The following is a 21,531-nucleotide window of genomic DNA, read 5'->3' as shown; positions in this document are numbered from 1 at the left end:
GCAGAAATATATATATATGTATATATATATCAATATTATAAACCTTTTTTAATAATTGTCATATCTTTTTAGAAATATTCACAAAGCCTAGTTTCTTTCTATATATTTTATAAAATATCGGTATAAATAACATGCTAAACAGAGTATTACTTAAAAATAATGCAGGCCAAGTAAGATATTTTGCACAAATACCGCCAAGGCTAGCTAGAATAATACGGCTAAGAGAGCTAAAAGATGCAATAATAGAATATTGTGTGGCAACAAATTCACTATTGCAAAGGCTAGCAAAATAGATAGAGATAATAGTTCCTGCAAAGCCTGCACAAAAATTTTGTACTGTAACGGTTATTATAAATGCCTTTATATCATAGCCGATAGTAGCAAGAATCATAAACATAAGAGGTGATAATAATTGAATAACTCCACCAATTAAGACACTATGAAATATACCCATTTTTGTAGCTAAAACGCCGCCTAAAGCTCCCCCGACGATCATGATTAGTAACCCGTAAGCTTTGTAAATAACGGCAATTTCATGAGTAGTAAAACTTAAATCTAGAAATAAAGGAAAACTCATAGCCATAGGTATAGAATCCGCAGCTTTATATAAAAAGATAAACAATATAATTAGCAGTAAATATTGCTGTTTATTTTTTAAGGAGATAATACTTTTTTTAATAACTTCAAAATATTGTTGTAATCCTATTAAATTAGTAGTTGTATGACGTATTTCTTTTGATTGTGGTTCTTTGATACACAAAATTACTATAGGTCCAATTAGAGTAATGAATAGAGCAAATTTATATACTGTATTCCAGCCGAAAATAATTGATGAATATAAAGCACCGACGCTACCAAGTAACATACCTAAACGAAACCCTATGCTACTAAAGGTAAAAGCCATTGAAAGCTCTTCTTTCGATGTAGGTCTCTCAATTCTATATGCATCAAGTACAATATCTTGAGTAGAACTGCAGAATGAAATAATAAATAAGATAACGGCAGTAATATATAAATTATTACAAGGGCTTATGTTTAAGAACCCCGTCATTGCTAGGATTAAACATATTTGTGCTACTAATGCCCAGCTACGCCTGTGACCGAATTTAGAACATAAAAAAGGTATAGAGTATTTATCTATAAAAAGTGACCATATGACCTTTAAGCAATACGGAAAAGCAGCTAGTGATATCGAACCTATTATATCAGTAGTGTATTTTGCTTCGGATAATTGATATGGAACTGTAAAAAAAATTAAATTGAACGTAAGACCGGAAATTAAGCCTAAAAGTAAAATACCGATTAAATATGTATGGTTATTTATGTCATTCCTGCGTGAATTGATCTTCAACGTCATTGCGAGGAGAAACTGTAAGTTTCGACGAAGCAATCCAGTAAAAAATTCTGATTTACAGAATTTTTTATTATTTTTTCTGGATTGCCACACTCCTTTCAGTTGTGGCTTTGTTGCATGGCTCACTTCCACCTCTGTCATCCCGCGAGCTTGTAGCGGGGTCCAGTTAAAAATACTAATATTATTAGTATTTTTAGTTGTTTTCTGGATACCGTGGTCAAGCCACGGTATGACACCGAACACGTTCTTTGAGCCATGCAACAATGCTTTCAGTCGCTCGTAATGACAATTAGGTACACACGCAATAATGCCTCGCAGGAATGACATAAAGGAATGATTAAAAATTTTGTACACGAAATCTAATAGCTTTAAATAGTTACTTAATATTTCATTTTTAGGGAGTAAGGGGCTACTTTGGAAAATATTTTACCGACTACCGGTATTTTAGTTACAATAGTGCTAATTAAGAAAAAGGAAGGAATAACATTTCCTTTAACCATAATTAATTGCTGCTTGGTATCAATATTACCTTTCATAGTAAAATCAAAGAACGGTCCATGTGCTTCCGTATCAAAAATTGTAATTATATTTCCTCTATAATTAAATTTACCGGTCATATCTTCAAATAAAATATTTTTATTATTAGTTATTGAACTAAGAAAACCCGGCAATGAAACAAAGGAAACAAGGCGTGTTAAAAAAGGAGTATCGACTACCGTAAAATGTTTTATAGAAAATTTGCCGTCTAATATCGGCACTATTTCACCTTTTTTTACTTCATATCTTTTTGTATTTAAGTTGATATTAATCTGACCATTTTGCATAGTGGTATACATTCCGAGTCCCTTAAGCAATGCTCCGGCATTATCGGATTCAATTAGCCATTGTTCAAAAGTGTCCTTAGCGGTAAGCGACATCTTAACTTTTTTATTGTCGATATTAGCATTTAGAAAACCGGAGAAACACCGCACTTTATCACATTTAATTGCTAAATCAAGATTACCTAGAATTATATTATTTTTTAAAAGTATTTTTGATATATTAGTTTTTAAATTAATATTACGTGTAGAATCTCCCCCTTTTTCTAAAAACTGCATCATATTAGCATTTGATAAATCTAATCCGCTTCCATAAAGTTCCGTATTAAGATTATGGTTATCTATGATTATTTTTCCTTTTAAATCCGTATGATTATGTTTAACAGAGGCTAGATTAATATTATAAATATTTTTCTTAATTAAGGCATTACCGTTAATTTTTAGATTATCCTGCCCTGAAAGGTTAAATTCAATATTTCTATCGAAATTTTTATCATTTAATTTAGTATATAAATATAAATTAGCTTTTTTATATAATTTTTTATGAATGGATACTTTATCTATATAAAATTCTAAATTATCAAGATTAGAATTAACGGTAATAAAACTCTCATTATTATGCTGTTTTTTATACTCAAAATTTAAAACGGTGCTGCCTGAAATTAATTTAAATACTCCTAATCTTTGATTATTTGCCGCAATATTACTTTTTATTTTAAGTAAACACTCATTATTCTTATCCGATATATCATGATCATAAGTAAAGCTGCTTGCATAATTATTAATTTTACCTTTACCGCTAATATTTAGTTTATTATCTTTAAAGCTACCTTTGGCTTCACCGTTTTGTAATAGGATATTATTGTCTAAGGTGTTAAAAGAGATATTTGTTAATGTCGACAAAACATTATAGCTATTAGGGATATTTGGGCTAATAGGAATTATTAGCTCTATTATTGAATTTGCCGTTCCTTTGATTTTTTTAAGATCAATATTTTGATATGCATCATTTGGAACAAAGGCAATTAAGTCGTTAATTTCACCTTTAGCAGTAGCATTAAAAACAAATTGCGATTTATCTGGTCCTTCCCATTTGAAAGTCATAATACCGTCTGAAACGACACTTTTACCGCTATATGCTTCATTAATTAGAAATTTTATTTCCGGTCCTGAAATGATTATATTAGTATCAACTTTAGTTAAAGGTGGTAAATCTTTATGATATTTATATTCAAAATTCGAGATATGTAAATTTGCTTTTAAATTATCTTCTACTAAAATATTTTTTTTAAAAAATTTTTTATCTAATTTAATATTTAATTCTCCGTTTTGGATGTAACCTTGTTTTATATGTTCTCGCAAATATGAGATTATAGGATTATCCGGAATAATTTTTTCGACTGTTTGATAAATTATTAAAGGCATATTTGCGGCAGCTGCACTTGCGTCGATATTTTTATCGGTTATTATACCGTTTAGTGATAAAAAAGCTTTATCCCCAAAGGTGAGTTTGCAATTAACGGTCTTTGGATTATCTTTAGAATAGGTGGTTTTATATGAGCATAAAGCATTTCCTAGCGGTAAGCCCGCTCCTTGCTCATCGGTTAAGATATCACTTTTTATTGAAGTTAACCGTATGTCGGTTAGGGAATCTTTTTTAATTATATTTAACGAATAATCACCGGTCGTTGAAGTATTTATAATCTCTTCATCGTTATTTGAGATTACGGAAATTTTATCAATATTAAAATTAGCTTCTATTAATGAATTAGAAAAGAAATTTTTGAAATTAAAGAAAAGATTAAAATCATTAATTTTTCCTCTAGCATTATCTATAAGACTTAAGGAAATTTTATCTATGAATAATCGGTTTTCTTTAAATTCTAAATTATGTAGTACAGCCTTTATATCATTTTTACTTAAATAAAATTCAATTATTTTTTTCAAAGGTTCATTTAAGTGTCCTTTATTTGCACTATAAACAGTTAGAGTTATAGCCAAAGATAATGAAATTAGAATTATAAAAATACTAATAAAGGTTTTTTTAATAAAATTCATTTGAGCTTGTAAATCTATTGAAATATGATAAAAGCTTTATATACTCGATGAACTTCAAAAATTGGCTACGTCATCCTACAAGTACTGCGGTACTCACGTATTAAGTATACGCTCCATTCCTCGTCTTGTGGATTCCTCGCTCTTTTTGAAGTTGATCTTCGTCTATACTACTCTTCATTTATTTGAGGTATACACTTGGAATATAACGTATAATTTAAAAATTTAATATAAAAATCACAAAAAATTATGAATATTACATTTATCGGTAGCGGATATGTGGGATTAGTCTCAGGTATTATTATGGGCTATTTAGGTCATAATGTTACTTGTCTTGATAATGATGAGGTTAAAATATCCAAATTAAATAAGCAAATATTACCGATTTATGAAGTTAAACTTGATGAGTATCTTAAGCAAGCTTTAGAATCTGATAGGTTAAAATTTGCAAATATTTATAATAATGAACTTCAAAATGCCGATGCAATATTTATTACGGTCGGCACGCCTTCAAAAGAGTCGGGAGAAGCAGATTTAAAATATGTCTATGATGCTATTGATAAAGTTTCTATGCATATAAATAAAGATTGTTTAATAGTCATAAAATCTACTGTTCCGCCTGATAGTTGCAGTAATATTATAGCTTATTTAAAATCAAAAGGCTTTTCATTTAATGTTGCTTCTAATCCTGAGTTTTTAAGAGAGGGCAGTGCGGTAGAAGATTTTTTATATCCTGATCGTATAGTTATCGGTGTGAATAATAAAGAATCAGAGGAAATATTACGAAAAATTTATGCACCTTTAGTAGAACAAGGTGCAAAGTTTGTGGTTACCGATTTAGTGACGAGCGAACTTATTAAATATGCTTCAAATAGTTTTTTAGCTACCAAAATTGCTTTTATTAACGAAATGGCTGATTTATGTGAAAAAATCGGCGGTAATATTAAAGATTTATCTAAAGGTGTAGGACTTGATCAAAGGATCGGTCAAAATTTTTTAAATGCAGGACCAGGTTTTGGTGGTTCGTGTTTTCCAAAAGATATTCTAGCATTAAATAATCTTGTAGAAAATCATCATATCGATTGTAAGATTCTTAAGGCAGTAATTAAAAGTAATAAGCAGCGTCCAAGTAATATGGTAGATAAGATAGCTACTTTGTTAGACGGAGATTTAAAAGGTAAAAATATAGCAATTTTAGGCTTAACATATAAAGCAGAAACAGATGATGTTAGAGCAAGTCCTGCCATCGAAATTGTAAAGATCTTATTAAATAAAGATGTATATGTTAAAGCATTTGATCCTATCGGTCTTGAAAATGCTAAAAAGAATTTGGAACATAAAAATTTGCTATATTTAGATTCGGCAGTTGAAGCTTGTAAATCAGTAGATATTATAGTTATTGCAACTGAATGGTCAGAATTTAAAGAACTTAATTGGCAAGAAATTTATGATTTAGTAAAATCTCCGATAATCATTGATCTTAGAAATATACTAGATAATGAAGCAGTGAAAAAAATCGGTTTTAGATATTATGCAGTCGGAAGTAAAATTTAGTCTTTGTAATTGTCATCCCGCGACTTGATCGCAGGATCTAGTCTTTTTAAATTTTTTTCTGGATCCCGTGATCAAGCCACGGGGTGACACAATGACATGAATACAATAAAAACTTTAACATTAATTTAAAATGCGACCTGAATTTATTCATTTAAGAACTCAAAGCTCTTATTCTTTTCTAGAAAGTGCATTAACGATCGAGAAGGTAGTAGAGCTTGCTTCATCGAATAAAATGTCTGCTATTTGTTTGGCAGATAAGGGAAATTTATTCGGCTCATTAGAGTTTGCATTATGTGCAGTAAAAAAAGGACTGCAGCCGATACACGGAGTTATTCTCAACATAAAATATAATATACAGCTAAATTCAGCAAGCTTCAGACAAGATGAATTTAAGAGCAAGCCTGCGGAGCGTACAAAAGTACGTGAGCAAAGGCTTGACTCAAAAAATTCGCTTGTATCAAGCTTGCTGAATGATGCTGGAGATATTTTTGCTCAAATTTTACTTATAGCTAAAGATGAAACCGGCTATAAAAATTTACTCAAACTATCAAGCCTTACTTTTACTAAGAATGATCGTAAGATATGCGATCACATTGATTTTGAAGATTTAATCGAATATCAAGAGGGATTAATAGCGTTATGCTGTTATACCGACGGTATTGTCGGGAAATGCTTGCTAGCTCGCAACGAGGAGCAAGCGATGCTATTTGCACGTAAATTACAGGAAATTTTAGGAGATCGTTTTTATTTTGAGATTATGAGACATGATCTACCTGAAGAACAGTTTATTGAGGATAGTTATATTAGAATTGCTGCCGAGCTTGCTATTCCGCTTGTTGCTACTAATAAAGTTTTGTTTAGTGAGAAAAGCATGCATGATGCACATGATGTATTGTTATGTATATCAGCTGGTGTTACTAAAGAATATCCGGATCGAAAAACAGTTAGCGAAAATTGTTATTTTAGATCACCGCATGAGATGATAGAGCTTTTTTCTGATCTACCTAGTGCCATCCAAAATACCGTGAATTTAAGAGAGCGTTGTTATTTTGCAGCACATGCAAACCCGCCGATGCTGCCTAATTTTGCCACCAAAGATATTAGTGAAACGGATTTAATTAGAAAAGATGCAAAAGAAGGGTTGCTTGCAAGGCTTGCTACAAAGTTTAAATCTGAAAATATTTCGTTAGAGAATCAAAAAGAATTGAAAACCGAATATTTTGCTCGTCTTAATTATGAGCTGGATATTATCTGTAATATGAATTTTGCCGGTTATTTTTTGATTGTATCCGATTTTATTAAATGGAGTAAAAAAGAGGGTATTTTAGTCGGACCAGGTAGAGGTTCGGGAGCAGGTTCGGTTGTTGCTTGGAGCTTGCTTATTACTGATCTCGATCCGATTAAATTTGGCTTATTATTTGAAAGATTTTTAAATCCTGAACGTATTTCAATGCCTGATTTTGATATTGATTTTTGTCAAGAAAGGCGTGAGGAAGTAATTAATTACGTACGCTCTAAATACGGTAATAATAGAGTAGGACAGATTATAACTTTCGGTAAGATGCAGGCAAAGGCTGTAATTAAGGATGTCGCTCGTGTTCTTAGTTTACCTTATAAATTCGCTGATTATCTAACAGAACTTGTACCTTTTAGTGCAGTTAATCCCGTTAGCCTAGAACAGGCAATGCGTGAAGTTCCGGAGCTTGCAAATGCCGCTAAAGGTAATGGACTGTATAATTTAGAGGGTGAGGCGGAGTTAATTAAGCTAGTGCTTGATACTTCGTTAATTCTTGAGGGGTTACATAGGCATTCCTCAACTCATGCCGCAGGAATCGTAATAGCAGGTACTGATTTAGTCGATATAGTACCGGTATACAAAGATGCTAATTCCGATATGCTGGTAGTCGGTTATTCTATGAAATATTCTGAAATTGCCGGTTTAATTAAATTTGATTTTTTAGGGCTACAAACCCTAACGGTTATTACCGATTGTAAGAAACTGCTTAAAGAGCAAGGGATAGAAGTGGATTTTAACAATATGACGTTTGATGATAATAAGACTTATCAAATGTTGTGTAAAGGTAAAGGAGTCGGCGTTTTCCAATTTGAAAGTATCGGGATGAAAGATGCACTTAGACGCCTTAAACCTGATTCTATACATGATTTGATAGCTCTTGGTGCGTTATACCGTCCCGGTCCTATGGAAAATATCCCTACCTATATAGCTTGTAAGCATAAATTACAACAGCCTGATTATTTACATGAGCTATTGAAGCCAATCTTAGAAGAAACTTACGGAGTGGTGATATATCAGGAGCAGGTACAAAGAATTGCTCAGGTTCTTGCAGGTTATACGCTAGGAGCTGCCGATTTACTTCGTAGAGCAATGGGTAAGAAGATAAAAAAAGAAATGGAGGAGCAGGAAGAAATTTTTGTTAAAGGAGCAATTGCTAATAATATTTCGGAATCTCAAGCTAAATCCATTTTTGCAACCGTGGCTAAATTTGCCGGATACGGTTTTAATAAGGCACATGCTGCGGCTTACGGTGTTATTTCATACCAAACTGCATATCTTAAAGCTAATTATCCTGCTGAATTTTTAGTAGCATGCTTAAATCTTGAATTAAATAATCATGATAAAATTAATTTATTTCTGCAAGAAGCAAAAGATAACGGCATAAAAATTACTGCACCTAATATTAATATTTCTGAAGGATATTTTAGCGTAAAGTCTTCGGACACTGTCATCCCGCGAGCTGCGACTTGTCATCCCCAAGGTTCTCTATGTCATCCCCGCGAAAGCGGGGATCCAGAAAAGGTAGAAACTGCTCTGAATCATAAAAGTATGAAAATGGATTCCCGCTTTCGCGGGAATGACATAGAAGGTATTGGATATGACAAAGAAGAAAATGCAATAATCTTCGCCTTAGGTGCTATTAAGGGAGTCACGCCGAATTTCGGTAAGTTAGTAACGGATGAGCGAAAAGCAAGAGGAATGTTTAAATCAATTACTGATTTTATTGAAAGATTACCCCCAAAATCTATTAACAGTAAATTATTGGAAAATTTAATTAAATCAGGCTGTTTTGATGAGTTACATGATAATAGATTGCAATTATTTTCAAGTATTTCAAAATTGCTTTCTTATTCAACTTCATATCACGAAGAGCAGGAATCTAATCAATTTAGTTTAATTAAAGTTTCTACTTTAAGTCCAACTATTTTAGTATCAAGTGATTATGCCGATAAAAATACCTTAGCTTTTTACGAATTTGAGGCTATGGGTTTATTTATCTCTAATCATCCTCTTACGCAGTATCAAGAAATATTTAGTCGTTTAAATATTTTAAATACTGCGGATTTACATAATAACTTACCTGAAGGTACTAACCGAGTAAATCTTGCCGGTGTAATACAAAAAAAGGATTCTCGTATGTCAGCAAGAGGTAGATTCGTTACACTCGTGCTTTCCGATCCTGAGAATATCTTTGAGCTTAGTATTTTTAGCGAAGAAGTCTTAAAAGATTATGTACATTTACTTGACGTTAAAAGTTTGGTAGTCGTTAATTGTGATATAATCAAAGATGAAGGAGGAATAAAACTAACGGCAAAAAGCTTTTTATCAATTGAGGATGCAATTAATAATAAACAATTCGAACTACAGCTTTACCCACAAAATCATGAAGAATTACTGCAGATAGTAACCTTGCTTGCAACCCGCACTAATAACGGGGATCAGAGTAATGCTAAAGCTACGATCTATTTACAAAGCGAAGATGTAAAGAATTTTGTAGCAAAAATTACATTACCGGAAAAGTTTTTTCTCCAAGGGCAAGATTTTGAGATTTTAAAAGGATATAGTAAATAGCGGGGTTGTTGCTCGGCTTTCTATGTCATTCTCGCGAGGCATTGTTGTGTGGATACCGAGTCGTCATTGCGAGCAGCCATAGGCTGCGTGGCAAACTCCTGAGATTGCTTCGTCAAGTACTTCGTAATTTTCCTCGCAATGACGAAAAAAACGAGCCATGCAACAAAGCCAATGCCTCGCAGGGATGACATCGAAACCTTGAGTCAATTTTTTATAGGCAATACCTGAATTGACGGTAAAATGAATCTATAATTGAGTAATATTCTTTGATGTTTTTTTATCGCTAAATACTGCATTATTATTTTTATTATCGCTAAGTTCCATATATTTTGTTAGTCGATGTTTGTCTGCTATTAACTTTGCTTCTTTTTCTAAATTGATATTTTGCTCAAGATTTGGATCTTTAATTAATTCTTTAAAATAATTACTTATGGATTTTAATCCCAATTTTCCCGTTAATTTACTTAAATATTTATAAAATTTATTTTGGATCGTTTGTTTTTTAGGTTCTGAATTTTTATTGAATATATTATCGGTTTTAACTTCTTGTTTTTTATCGTCTACCACTTTCGTACTATCAGGTGGATTTTTATTAGCTTCAGTTATTAGTTCATTTACTAAATTTTGTTTTTCTTCTTTAAGTACAGCGTCATTCAAAAAGCTTGATACAAGCGAATTTTTTGAGTGTATTGTATCCAAGTTAAGGTTAGTAGTTTCTTGTTTTTCTACATTCGGGAGCGGTATATTAATATGCTCGTTTTTTGTTTCAATTATAGGTGAATCTATTAATTTATTCTCTCCAAAAATATCTAGAGCTTGCTGCATAAACTCATCTACTAATTTTTGAGTTTTTATAGGTGTTATTTCTTCATTAAATTTGTTTTCACTATAGTCTTTAACTACTTGAGTGATTTCTTCGGATGCTTTTGCTTCCGGTATGGTCATTTTGTATTTTTGTGCCATATCTTTTATGACATCATCCAATTTCTTATGTTCTTCTGATAACTCTAGCGGTTTAGGGTTAGTATTACTTTGTTTCATTTGCCGGAAAATATCTATAGTCGTACGGTTTTCTATTTTTGCTTGTATTTGTGCTTTGATAAGTATATTTACATCTTTATCATTTAAGCATTTTTCTGATAGCTCTTTAATGATTTGTTTTTTGTTAGATTTATATAATCTATAATTTTCTAAAACTTTTTTTGAGGGAGCTATTTCGTGCTCTTCAAAAACAAGTTTGAATATGGTTTATGACAGGCTTTAAAAGATCCTCGGTAATAGGTAAATCAGTGTCCTTATAGGGAAACACGGTAGATAAAAAATCTACTAGATCAATCTTGACATACTTTAAATTAGATTCTTCAGCAACTTTATTAAATAACTTTTCTTTTGTGCTTGGTGTATGCCCTTCATTATAAAAAAAGTATCAAAATAATTAGTAGCTGAATTGGCAATATCTTTTTGAAATTGATTTTGATGAGTTGTATTTGAGATACTTTGTTTTTTTATTAAAGGTATATTTAAGATATTTGCTAAATTTTTTTGTTCGCTTTCTAAGTTTGATATTATTTGAGATACTTGATTTTGTGTAATAAAATCATATATTTCACGAAATTCTGAATCCGGTACTGTCTCTTAAAGCTTCTCTTATTGGCCTGCTGCTACAATTCCCTAAAGTTTGTCCAGTAACTGTTCTTCTTGAATCAACTGTTAATAAGTTATTCCGATTTGAATCTGTTGATTTTGTTATTATGAGCTTTTATTGCTTCTATTTCATTTATAGATAATATACTATCTTTTACTTCTTTATCTGTTTGATTTTTGAGTTCATATTTAATTGAGCTGAATTTTGCTTTACTTCTTGCTTCTATTGTTTCATTTATTTTAGATAATTGATCTTTTGGTGTTTGATTTAGCTTTGAATTATCTGCTCTTACCCCAGCACCGGCATTATATATAATACGATAATTTTTTCCGTTTTCTTTAGAATATTTTATAACATTTGCATGTAATCCTGTATTAGTAGGAGCATTAGAATATGATAAATATGCCTCTCCGGTTTTTTGCAGTTTATCATATATTTTATCCGTAGTTTCTTCTAAAAATTTTTTTAACTGTTCTGCAGGCGGTAATTTATTTGAGTTAGTTAAATTATGTACTGAAAAGGATTGCTTATAAATCTCATCTAAGCCATCCATAAAATGGTCTAATTTTTTATCTGTATTTTCGTCAGGATTTAAAGCTTTATAAGCTCCAAGTAAGGCTTTATAACCGCTAGCCGTTATAAAATGAGCTGAGCCTAAATTATAATCTTTTGTGGATTTATCATAGGTACGGGCATCGTCAAGCATTTCGCGGTACTGAGTTGCTTTCGCTTCATACTCATATTCCCGTATGTTATTTAAGGCTTGAGTGATATTTTCATAATGCTCTCTCAGCTTATAATGACCGTAAGCAGCCGTTTTTTGATAACATGGAGTGCGAAGCTTAAGATGTTTAATAATTCTGCCTGGACGCATATCAAAATGCTGTGTTATGAGCTTAGTAATTTGTTCGTTGCTTAATTTGCTAGTACCGAAAGTTTCAGCGTAAATAGATACGGGAGCAGCAACGCCTATTGCATAAGATATTTGTATTTCACAGCGATCGGCAAGTCTTACTCCTACTATATTCTTAGCAATATAGCGTGCCATGTAAGCAGCCGACCTATCTATTTTGGTTGGGTCTTTTCCTGAAAAGCAACAACCGCCGTGTCTTGCCATTCCTCCATAGCTGTTCACGATAATTTTCCTACCGGTTAAACCGCAATCTGCAACAGGACCGCCTATAACAAACCTACCTGTCGGGTTAATTAGATATTTAGTGTCTTTATGAAGTAAATGGCTTTACTGCTTCAATAAGGTCTTTTTGTTGTATTTCCGGATGATGCTGAGTTGATAAAACTACCGCATCAATGGCAATCGGTTTGTTATTTTCATATCGTAACGTGACTTGTTATTTTGCATCGGGTCTAAGCCAAGACAAAACATTTTGTTTACGCAAATATGCTTGTCTTTTCATTAAAAGATGAGCGTAGTAAATCGGTGCAGGCATTAAACTATCCGTCTCGTTACAAGCATAACGGAAAACCATACCTTGATCTCCTGCACCTATTTCATCGTCATTTGCATTGTCAACACCCATAGCTATATCGGGTAATTGTTTAATTATAGAAGAAATTACGGCACAACAGCTACCGTCAAATCCATAATTTGGATTATTATAGCCAATTTCTTGTACTTTACTCCGTACTATTTGCTCAATATCCACATAAGTACTAGTAGTAATTTCACCTCCCACTAGAACTAGACCGGTTGTTACAAAAGTTTCGCAGGCAACACGACCGTTAGGGTCTTGTTTTAGAATCTAATCAAGTACCGTATCTGAAATTTGATCGGCAATTTTGTTCGGATGCCCTTCAGAAACTGACTCAGACGTAAATATAAAATTTTTCATAAATTACTCTCCTTTTAAAATTCTTGAAATGACTTTATTAAAGTTTTAGCGTCAGATGCTTCATAACTTATCAAATAAATTCTACTTTACCGAATAGTTCTTCGGAAGCATTAAAATGTACTGATCCTAAATAACCTTTATAGTTCATCAAACATTTTTTATCATATTAATCTTTTTTTATAATTTTAGTTTTACTTGATGATTTTGATGTCATTCCTGCTTTCGCAGGAATGACATCAAAATCATCAATGCAACAACACCTAAGGCTACTTGCAATGACAACTTAGCTTCGCAGGAATGACCAACTATTCAATGAATTTCCATCCAGTTATTACCTGCTCTAATTTCGGTTATAATCGGTACATCCATATTAGTAGAGTTTTCCATGATTTTTTTAATAATGGGTATTATAATTTCTACTTCTTCAATCGGTGCTTCAAATAGTAATTCATCATGAATTTGCAGTACTAATCTTGTTTTAAGTTTACGTTTTTCTATTTCTTGATCTAGATTGATCATGGCAATTTTAATTATATCGGCATTAGTTCCTTGAATCGGAGCGTTAATAGCCGCACGCTCTGCAAATTGTTTAAGCTTTTTATCATGAATTAGAGGTACAAAACATTTTCTGCCGAAGAAATTTGTGACATAGCCGTTGCTACTTGCAAAAGCTTTTGTTTGCTCCATATATTCTTGTACTCCTTTATATTCGGCAAAATATTTCTTGATATATTCGGATGCTTCGCCGTTAGTAACATTTAATTGCTTAGCAAGCCCAAAAGCACTTATACCGTAAATAATACCAAAATTTATAGCTTTTGCTTTACGTCTATGTTCGCTAGTTAGTTCGTGTTTTTGTAAGTTAAAGATCTGACAAGCGGTTTGAGTATGGATATCGTCTTTATTGATAAATGCTTGTTTTAATGCATCTATATTTGCGATATGGCTTAATATTCTAAGCTCAATTTGAGAATAATCGGCAGATATTAATTTATAACCTTCTTCAGCGATAAAAGCTTGTCTGATTTTATTCCCTTCACTAGAGCGAATCGGTACGTTTTGCAGATTAGGTTCTTGTGAGCTAAGTCTTCCTGTAGTGGTAGAAGTTTGTAAAAATGTCGTATGTACCCGCTTAGTTATATTATCTATCTGTTTCGGTAAACTATCGGTGTAAGTATTCTTTAATTTTGTAAGCTGTCGCCACCTTAGCAATAAATCAGCTATGTTATATCCATGCTCACTAAGTTTTTCTAGTATTTCCGCCCCTGTTGAGTAAGAGCTTGCTGCTTTAGCCGAAACTTTACCGAAAGGTAATTGCATTTTTTCAAATAAAATCTCACCTAATTGTTTTGGCGAACCAATATTAAATTTAGTTCCGCTAAGAGCAAAAATTTCTTCTTCAAGTTTTAGAATTTCTGCTCCAAATTCAGTGGATAATTGTTTTAGGTAATTAGCATCTACTTTAATACCCACTTTCTCCATTTTATCTAAAATAAAACAAATAGGTAAATCAATGTCGCTATAAAGTCTAAAGGCTTTGTTGTCTTTAAGCTCCAATATAGTTTGCTTATAAAGTGAGATAAAGTTTATTACTATTTTTGCTGATTCGATAGTTATATTTTCTATCAAAGTTTCTTCAAATAAATTTTTCTGTGATAAACCGGCAGATAACGCATATTGCATTAGTTCTAAATCCTCTATAGCCGTAATTTTATGAGATTGGTTTGCATAAAATTTCAGTAAAGGTTTAAGAGAGTAAGTAATTTTTTTTATAGATTTATCGACTAGTAAATTGAAGATTATATCCGAAAACCAGTTGTTATTAGTTTTAGTATTATAAGAAAATAGATCATGAGAAGTGTTAGAAATTTTAATAATATAGCTTTGGTTTTGCAGTGATAAAATAAAAGCAAGATTATCTCCTTTATGCTGCAGTAAGTATATTCCAAATATTCCTATTTTCTCAGCTTCTTTAGCAAAATTTGCTAACTCACTAGCATTACTAATTTCTTTTGCTTCGGTTACTTTATTATCTGCTATCTCTTTGTGGCCATTAATTTTAATATCGAATAAATTTTCTGCTCTTTTATATAAAGATTTAAAACCGTATTCTTGTAAAAATCCTGTTAATTTATCGCTATTTGGAGGTGACCATTCTAAATTATTCAGCTGGAAATCTAAATCAACATTAGAATCAAGCCCTATTAACTGCCATGAAATTAATGCCGCTTCTTTAGAATTTTGTAAAGTTTCACGTTGTTTTACGCTTGAGACTTGGTCTAAAGAGTTAAATATATTTTCTACAGAACCAAATTGTGTTATAAGACTACTTGCCGTTTTTGGTCCGATAGATGGCACACCCGGAATATTATCCGATCTATCGCCGATTAAAGCCATCACTTCACGTAATTTATCAGAAGTAGTACCGAATTTTTTAACAACATCCTTCTCTGTAATATATTTCCCTTTTAACGGATCATATATTTTGATGTTTTCACTCATTAACTGCAATAGATCTTTATCGGAAGAGATAATAACGACCTCTTCTCCAAGCATGACCGTTTTAGTAGCAAAGGTTGCGATAATGTCATCGGCTTCATAACCGTTCTTCTCTAGAATAGGAAAATTTAAACTACTTGCAACATCACGAACTAAAGGTAATTGTACAATTAAATCTTCAGGAGGAGGCGGACGATTAGCTTTATACTCAGGATAAATATGATGACGGAAATTTTCCCCGCCGCTGTCGAATACTACAGCGACATGTTTAGGCTTAAAATCACTCAGTAATTTTAGTAGTATTGAAGTGAAGCCGTAAAGAGCACCGACAGGCTCGCCTTTCGGCGAAGTTAAAGGCTGTTGTGCATAATAGGCTCTAAAAACAAATCCGTATCCGTCTATGAGTAATAAGGTATTTTTTTGAGTCATTTTATGATTTTATTTTTAATTAAATCGTCATTGCGAGGAAATTGCATAGCAATTGACGAAGAAATCTCAGGAGTTTATTATTACTTCATAAGATTGCCGCGCAGCCTACGGCTGCTCAAAATGACGACTCAATATTCGTGCGGGCAAATGACGTAGCAAAACCTCACAGTCCCACTAGACTTTTAGCAAAATCATGTCGGTTGAATATTTTTAAGTCCTCTATCTTCTCGCCTATACCGATAAAGTATACGGGTAAATTAAATTTTTGTACTACTCCGACAAGTACTCCGGCTTTAGCACTGCCGTCTAGTTTAGTCACGATAAGTCCCGTCAAATTAGTAGCATCATTAAAATGTTCTACTTGGTTATAAGTATTTTGTCCGGTAATAGCATCAATTACTAAAATGCTATGAGTGGGTGCATTCTCGTCTAGTTTTTTTATAACTTTTACAATTTTAGACAGTTCATTCATCAAATTTTTCTTATTATGAAGTCTGCCTGCCGTATCGATAAAAAGTATATCGATATTTTGTTTTATCGATTCTTCCATAGCACGGTAAGCAACACTCGCAGGGTCAGCCGATTCTTCACCGGTAATAAGTAGTGCATTTGCTCTATCTACCCAAGTACTTAGCTGATTTACGGCAGCTGCTCTAAAAGTATCGCATGCCGCAACTGCTACTTTTTCCCCTTGTGCTGAGTACATTGCAGCAAGCTTACCTATAGTCGTGGTTTTACCTGCTCCATTAACACCGCAAACTAAAATTACGTTTAATTTATTTGCATCTAAAGTAAAAGGAATTTCTGATTTTGATAGCTGCTGTTCTACTAATTCAGCTAGTGCATCTTTTACTGTATCACTATCTATTTCTTTGTCAAATTTTACCTTTTTAAACTCTTCAATAATATTAGTTACTACCGAAACACTCATATCACTTGAGATAAGTAGCTCTTCTAGCTCTTCTAGAGTTTCTGCATCTAATTTTTTCTTGTAAAATATTTTGTCGATACCTTCCGATATTTTATTAGAAGTTATAGATAAACTTTGTTTTAATTTACTAAATATCGAAATCATATTAGATAGTTTTTTGTTTTATGGGTGTTAGTGTTACGCCTGCTTCGGCGTCATACCGTGGCTTGTCCACGGTATCCAGAAAAAATTAAAAAAGACTGGACCCCGTGGTCAAGCCACGGGGTGACACAGTGGTGGAATTGATTCACGCAGATAAGCCCCCTTACAATGACGATTAAGGTACTTATCTCTTCTTCTTATTTTTGCTTTTGTTTTTATTTCCGTCGGTGGTTTTATTGAATCTACCTAAATTTTTAACAAATTTTTGTAATCCGTTAAGTTCCGTTCCATATGTCCTAGTATATTCACGGACTGTTTCTATATCTTGTCTATGAGAATCATCTATTACTACTACTTCCTGTATAAAATTATTAGTATCAAACGTAATTTTTACTATTTTTTGCTTTTCAATTTTTGGATTAAGCCAAGCTCTTTGAGACATAACTCTCTCAACATAATACCAGGTATTTTGGGAATATTCCGGTACCATAGTAGGCGTACCTATTAATTCTACGACTTCCGCTTTGTTTAGTTTTTTATACTCTAATTTTACAAGTGCCGAATCATCTATGGATTGCCCTCTATTTTCGATAGTTTTGCAGCCGCTTAAGGAAAAAAAGGCTAATATACTAAAAATGTATGTTATAAAAATTTTCATAAGTTTAATTTTATCTAGATTTTATTACAAGATTATAATATACTGCTCCACTAATTTGACAAATACTTTTTAATTTATATTTAGAGAGGCTAATAATGGCAGTTCCAAAGAAAAAAACATCAAAATCAAGACGTAATATGAGACGTTCACATTTAGCACTTGGTAAAGTTAACGTAATAGTTGACTCGCAAACTGGTGAATATAAGCTTCCGCATCACGTTTCTTTAGTTGACGGGACTTATAATAATCGTCAAGTAGTAACGAAAAAAATTGAAACTGAAGAAGAAGTAGCCTAAAGCTATGACCTGCAAAATTATTGGTTGCGGCGGGTATCTTCCTTCAAAAATAGTTAGTAATGACGAACTTGCAAAATTTGTAGATACTAATGATGAATGGATTAGAACAAGAACAGGTATTACGCAGCGTCATATAGCAGGTGATACAGAATATACTTCCCATCTTGCTTTAAAATCGGCTGAAAAAGCTATAGTAGATGCAGGGATATCAGCAAATGATATTGATTTAATTATTACATGTACTACTACTCCGGATAATAGCTTCCCTTCGGTCGCCTCTAAGCTTCAGGGTTATCTTGGTTTAACTAATATACCGTCTTTTGATTTACAAGCAGTATGTGCCGGCTTTGTTTATGGTTTACAAGTAGCGAATTCTCTTATCTCATCAGGTAAATATAAAACTATTTTGCTTATAGGGGCCGAGAAAATGACGTCATTATTAGACTGGAATGATAGGACTACTTGCGTCTTATTCGGCGATGGAGCAGGTAGCGTAATATTACAGCGTAGTAGTGATGACTCCGGTTTAATAGATAGTAATATTTTTGCAAGCGGAGCTGATTATGAAATATTATACACAAACGGTGGTATAAGTATGAACGGTATTAGTGGCAAAATAGTTATGCAAGGGCAAAAATTATTTCGTCATGCAATAGAAAAAATGCAACAATCTATAAAAGATTTACTGCATGCTAATCAATTCAGTGTAAGCGATATTGATTATTTTATACCTCATCAAGCAAATATCCGTATTATTAATAAACTCGCCGAATCATTAAACCTATCAGAACATAAGGTAATAAAAACCGTAGAGAAGCACGCTAATTGTTCAGCGGCTTCTATTCCGCTTGCTTTGAGTACTCTTAAAGCATCAGGTAAAATAAAAAAAGGTGATATTCTACTATTTTCAGCTATCGGTGCAGGTCTTACTTGGGGCAGTGCATTAATAAGATGGTGAATATAATCGTTTAATTTGAAAATTGGCAGCGTTACTTAATTTGCTTATAATCCTCACATATTATATATACGTTGCGGTTATAAGCTTCAAAATCGATTCCTCTTTTCTACATTAAACTTCATTTATCTATATATCCAAAGTATCTACTCGTATTATAAAAATGATATTTTTACCACATTTATACATGAGTAATTGCATTTTATAATATTTTAGCCTTTAAACTAATAAAATAATGATATATACTAACTCACATAGCTTTTGGTTAGTTTAGTTTTATGAACTAGCTAAAATGAATTCAATATTAATAAATTATAATCTCAAGGAGTTTAATTATGAAAACAAAAATTACATTAGCTTTTCTTGCATTATTTGTGCTTGCAGGGTGTAATACAACAAAAAGAGCACCGCAATTTGACGGTAATATGAACCAAGGTGAAGAAACCTCATTAATGAAAGATTTCGAGAAGCATGCAGGAAATGCAGTATGGTTTGCTTTTGATAGCTCTGCTTTATCACCAAAGGCTAAAGAAGAGTTAGAGAGACAAGCTTGCTGGTTATCAAAGCATCCTGAAGTAAAAGCTACTGTTGAAGGACATTGCGATGAAAGAGGTACCAGAGAATATAACTTAGGCTTAGGTGAAAGAAGAGCAGCAGCAGCAAAAAAATTCTTAGCTCATAAAGGAATCGATCATAACAGATTAAATACAATCTCTTATGGTAAAGATAGACCTGCTATGATGGGTAATACTGAAGAAGCTTTTGCTTATAACCGTAGAGCTGTAACAGTTGTACATCAATAAAATTATTTACTAATTATAGTATCCTAAAAGGTCGAGTTTACTACTCGGCCTTTTTTTATTTATAACTTGATGTTATTATTGCGAAAGCGTTGATGAGTGGACACCAAATCGTCATTGTGAGCAGCCATAGGCTGCGTGGCAATCTCATGAAATAACAACAAACTCCTGAAATTGCTTCGTCAATTACTTTGTAATTTCCTCGCAATGACGAAAAAACTGATCCACATTGCCCTGTTTTTTAGGCGATACCTCAAAAATATAAAAATTTTACTAGACTTAACTGCATAATAATTATATAAATTTCAAATGAAAAGGGGCTGTAGCTCAGTTGGTTAGAGCACGCCGCTCATAACGGTGTGGTCGTAGGTTCAAGTCCTGCCAGCCCCACCACACAAATTCTTATTTAAATTCGCATTAGCACTGAATTTATAATGATTAATCTAAAAACACTTTCTTGGTATCTTACTAAGTTATATTCTAAGTGTTTCTTTATTATATTATTTCTTTTAATCGGGCTATTAATTATCTCAAATATTTTTGATCTTTTACAAAAATTCAAAAATATTTATGTTCCTTTTAGTTTTTTTTGGAGACTTATTTTATATAAGATCCCTTATTTACTAGGTCAAGTATCTTCGTTAATTAGTTTTACCGCTATGTTATTTTTTCTTAGAAATCTAACAAAAAATAATGAATTAACGGCTATGTTATCTAGCGGTATTCATATTTGGCAAGTGCTTGTTATTCCATGTATTGTAACTTTAATTTTAGGTGTAGTTTTTACGACTATATTGAATCCTATCGGTACTATAGGCTTACAAAAATATGAGTTATTAGAAGCAAAACTAACTAAAAAAGCCTTGAGTGAGGGTATAATATCTAAATCTGGTTTATTATTTTTTGAATCTTTAAATGATGGAAATCAAATTATCCAAACACAATTTATTAATGTTGCCGAGAAAAAATTAAATAATATTACAATTTTATTTGTTGATAGTAATAATTCTTTTTTAAAGAGAATTGATGCATTATACGGTATTATTGAAAATAAAATGTTACATTTAAATAGGGTTAAGGTTTTCACAAAAGAGGAAACTAAGGCTTACAACAATTTAACTATACAGGCAAATTTATCAATTAATAGTTTAGTAAATAAATTTATTCGTCCTGAAATGGTTTCTATTTGGGCTTTACCTAAATTAATTAATGAATTATTAAATTCAGGTTTACCGACTATTAATTATCAAATTTATTATTACAAGCAATTATTTAAGCCTATAATGATGATGGCAACCGTAATTTTAGCAAGTTGTTTTATTAGTCTTAAACAGCGTGATAATTCCCAAGAAAAAATACTGATATTAGGTTTATTTTCAGGTTTTATAGCATATTCGTTATCAGAAATATTATTAAAAATACTTACTTATAATAATTTGTCTTTAATTGCTGCTATTTTATTACCTAGTATGCTAATATTTTTTATTAGTAACTTTATTATTTTACATTATAAGGAGATTTGAATAAAGTATTGATGCTATGTCATCCCAGCGGAAGCGGGGATCCAGTTAAATATCGCGGTATCTTAGGACATAGTCTGTTATACAAGATCCCGTGGTCAAGCCACGGGATGACAATAAGAATCAAAAAATAAGTTTTTAGAAATTAGAGAGAAAAA

13 protein-coding genes, 1 tRNA gene and 3 pseudogenes are annotated in these 21,531 nt (G+C 32.1%); 8 read left to right on the top strand and 9 right to left on the bottom strand.

The window, feature by feature from the left end:
* Positions 1-58: 58 nt before the first annotated feature.
* The gene (locus MB29_RS03485; protein ID WP_215426194.1) at positions 59-1,708 is read right to left on the bottom strand and encodes an MFS transporter; all 1,650 of its coding nucleotides are present in this window, start codon (positions 1,706-1,708) and stop codon (positions 59-61) included.
* A gap of 26 nt (positions 1,709-1,734) precedes the next feature.
* A complete protein-coding gene (locus tag MB29_RS03480; protein WP_032139021.1) occupies positions 1,735-4,230 on the bottom strand; it encodes an AsmA-like C-terminal region-containing protein in 2,496 nt (831 codons plus the stop codon).
* Positions 4,231-4,476: 246 nt separating this feature from the next.
* On the opposite strand from MB29_RS03480, the gene MB29_RS03475 reads away from it, so the two are divergent.
* Complete coding sequence (locus tag MB29_RS03475; RefSeq protein ID WP_032139020.1) at positions 4,477-5,781, top strand: UDP-glucose dehydrogenase family protein; 1,305 nt, start codon at positions 4,477-4,479, stop codon at positions 5,779-5,781.
* Between the two features lie 130 nt (positions 5,782-5,911).
* Positions 5,912-9,649: a DNA polymerase III subunit alpha gene (dnaE, locus tag MB29_RS03470; protein ID WP_032139019.1), complete on the top strand. Its 3,738-nt coding sequence runs from the start codon at positions 5,912-5,914 to the stop codon at positions 9,647-9,649.
* 246 nt (positions 9,650-9,895) lie between these two features.
* On the opposite strand, the gene MB29_RS13745 is transcribed toward dnaE, so the two are convergent.
* From MB29_RS13745 to MB29_RS03430, 6 genes and pseudogenes are all read right to left on the bottom strand, one after another.
* Positions 9,896-10,096 carry a hypothetical protein gene (locus tag MB29_RS13745; RefSeq protein WP_032139081.1) on the bottom strand — a complete coding sequence of 67 codons (201 nt, stop codon included), beginning with the start codon at positions 10,094-10,096 and terminating at the stop codon, positions 9,896-9,898.
* 1,486 nt (positions 10,097-11,582) lie between these two features.
* A pseudogene (locus tag MB29_RS12650) lies at positions 11,583-11,847 on the bottom strand (hypothetical protein).
* 243 nt (positions 11,848-12,090) lie between these two features.
* Positions 12,091-13,144, bottom strand: a pseudogene (metK, locus tag MB29_RS11485) (methionine adenosyltransferase); the annotation flags it as partial.
* Positions 13,145-13,453: 309 nt separating this feature from the next.
* The gene (gene polA, locus MB29_RS03440; protein ID WP_032139017.1) at positions 13,454-16,072 is read right to left on the bottom strand and encodes a DNA polymerase I; all 2,619 of its coding nucleotides are present in this window, start codon (positions 16,070-16,072) and stop codon (positions 13,454-13,456) included.
* A gap of 163 nt (positions 16,073-16,235) precedes the next feature.
* On the bottom strand, positions 16,236-17,147 hold the full coding sequence (gene ftsY, locus MB29_RS03435; RefSeq protein ID WP_032139016.1) for a signal recognition particle-docking protein FtsY: 912 nt from the start codon (positions 17,145-17,147) through the stop codon (positions 16,236-16,238).
* A 181-nt stretch (positions 17,148-17,328) separates the two neighbouring features.
* The gene (locus MB29_RS03430) at positions 17,329-17,802 is read right to left on the bottom strand and encodes an outer membrane protein assembly factor BamE (RefSeq protein WP_032139015.1); all 474 of its coding nucleotides are present in this window, start codon (positions 17,800-17,802) and stop codon (positions 17,329-17,331) included.
* 95 nt (positions 17,803-17,897) lie between these two features.
* On the opposite strand from MB29_RS03430, the gene rpmF reads away from it, so the two are divergent.
* Positions 17,898-18,098 (top strand): 50S ribosomal protein L32, encoded by a 201-nt coding sequence (gene rpmF / locus MB29_RS03425; protein WP_008579275.1) that lies wholly within the window; start codon positions 17,898-17,900, stop codon positions 18,096-18,098.
* A 4-nt stretch (positions 18,099-18,102) separates the two neighbouring features.
* Positions 18,103-19,056: a beta-ketoacyl-ACP synthase III gene (locus MB29_RS03420; protein WP_032139014.1), complete on the top strand. Its 954-nt coding sequence runs from the start codon at positions 18,103-18,105 to the stop codon at positions 19,054-19,056.
* Here the strand turns inward: MB29_RS03420 and MB29_RS14540 are convergent.
* Positions 19,045-19,153 (bottom strand): annotated as a pseudogene (locus MB29_RS14540) (palindromic element RPE1 domain-containing protein); the annotation flags it as partial. The gene MB29_RS03420 and the pseudogene MB29_RS14540 overlap by 12 nt on opposite strands.
* A 235-nt stretch (positions 19,154-19,388) precedes the next feature.
* Here MB29_RS14540 and pal point away from each other — a divergent pair.
* The 4 genes from pal to MB29_RS13395 all read left to right on the top strand — a co-directional run bounded on the left by pal (position 19,389) and on the right by MB29_RS13395 (position 21,507).
* Positions 19,389-19,856, top strand: coding sequence for a peptidoglycan-associated lipoprotein Pal (gene pal, locus MB29_RS03415; RefSeq protein ID WP_032139013.1), 468 nt, complete (start codon positions 19,389-19,391; stop codon positions 19,854-19,856).
* Between the two features lie 313 nt (positions 19,857-20,169).
* A tRNA-Ile gene (locus MB29_RS03410) sits at positions 20,170-20,246 on the top strand.
* Positions 20,247-20,287: 41 nt separating this feature from the next.
* Entirely contained in the window at positions 20,288-21,376 is a 1,089-nt protein-coding gene (locus MB29_RS03405; RefSeq protein WP_032139012.1) for an LptF/LptG family permease, read from the top strand.
* Positions 21,373-21,507 (top strand): hypothetical protein, encoded by a 135-nt coding sequence (locus MB29_RS13395; RefSeq protein ID WP_267881727.1) that lies wholly within the window; start codon positions 21,373-21,375, stop codon positions 21,505-21,507. The genes MB29_RS03405 and MB29_RS13395 overlap by 4 nt, the downstream gene beginning before the upstream one ends.
* The last annotated feature ends 24 nt before the right edge of the window (positions 21,508-21,531 follow it).

This window comes from Rickettsia tamurae (assembly GCF_000751075.1).
GTDB lineage: Bacteria > Pseudomonadota > Alphaproteobacteria > Rickettsiales > Rickettsiaceae > Rickettsia > Rickettsia tamurae.
This window is presented reverse-complemented; position numbering and strand designations above follow the sequence as displayed.

Bases quoted from the DNA above. Each gene is read 5' to 3' on its own strand.
- dnaE (WP_032139019.1), top strand. From the start codon at position 5,912: ATGCGACCTGAATTTATTCATTTAAGAACTCAAAGCTCTTATTCTTTT.
- pal (WP_032139013.1), top strand. From the start codon at position 19,389: ATGAAAACAAAAATTACATTAGCTTTTCTTGCATTATTTGTGCTTGCA.
- MB29_RS03475 (WP_032139020.1), top strand. From the start codon at position 4,477: ATGAATATTACATTTATCGGTAGCGGATATGTGGGATTAGTCTCAGGT.
- rpmF (WP_008579275.1), top strand. From the start codon at position 17,898: ATGGCAGTTCCAAAGAAAAAAACATCAAAATCAAGACGTAATATGAGA.
- MB29_RS03480 (WP_032139021.1), bottom strand. From the start codon at position 4,230: ATGAATTTTATTAAAAAAACCTTTATTAGTATTTTTATAATTCTAATT.
- MB29_RS03430 (WP_032139015.1), bottom strand. From the start codon at position 17,802: ATGAAAATTTTTATAACATACATTTTTAGTATATTAGCCTTTTTTTCC.
- ftsY (WP_032139016.1), bottom strand. From the start codon at position 17,147: ATGATTTCGATATTTAGTAAATTAAAACAAAGTTTATCTATAACTTCT.
- MB29_RS03420 (WP_032139014.1), top strand. From the start codon at position 18,103: ATGACCTGCAAAATTATTGGTTGCGGCGGGTATCTTCCTTCAAAAATA.
- MB29_RS03405 (WP_032139012.1), top strand. From the start codon at position 20,288: ATGATTAATCTAAAAACACTTTCTTGGTATCTTACTAAGTTATATTCT.
- polA (WP_032139017.1), bottom strand. From the start codon at position 16,072: ATGACTCAAAAAAATACCTTATTACTCATAGACGGATACGGATTTGTT.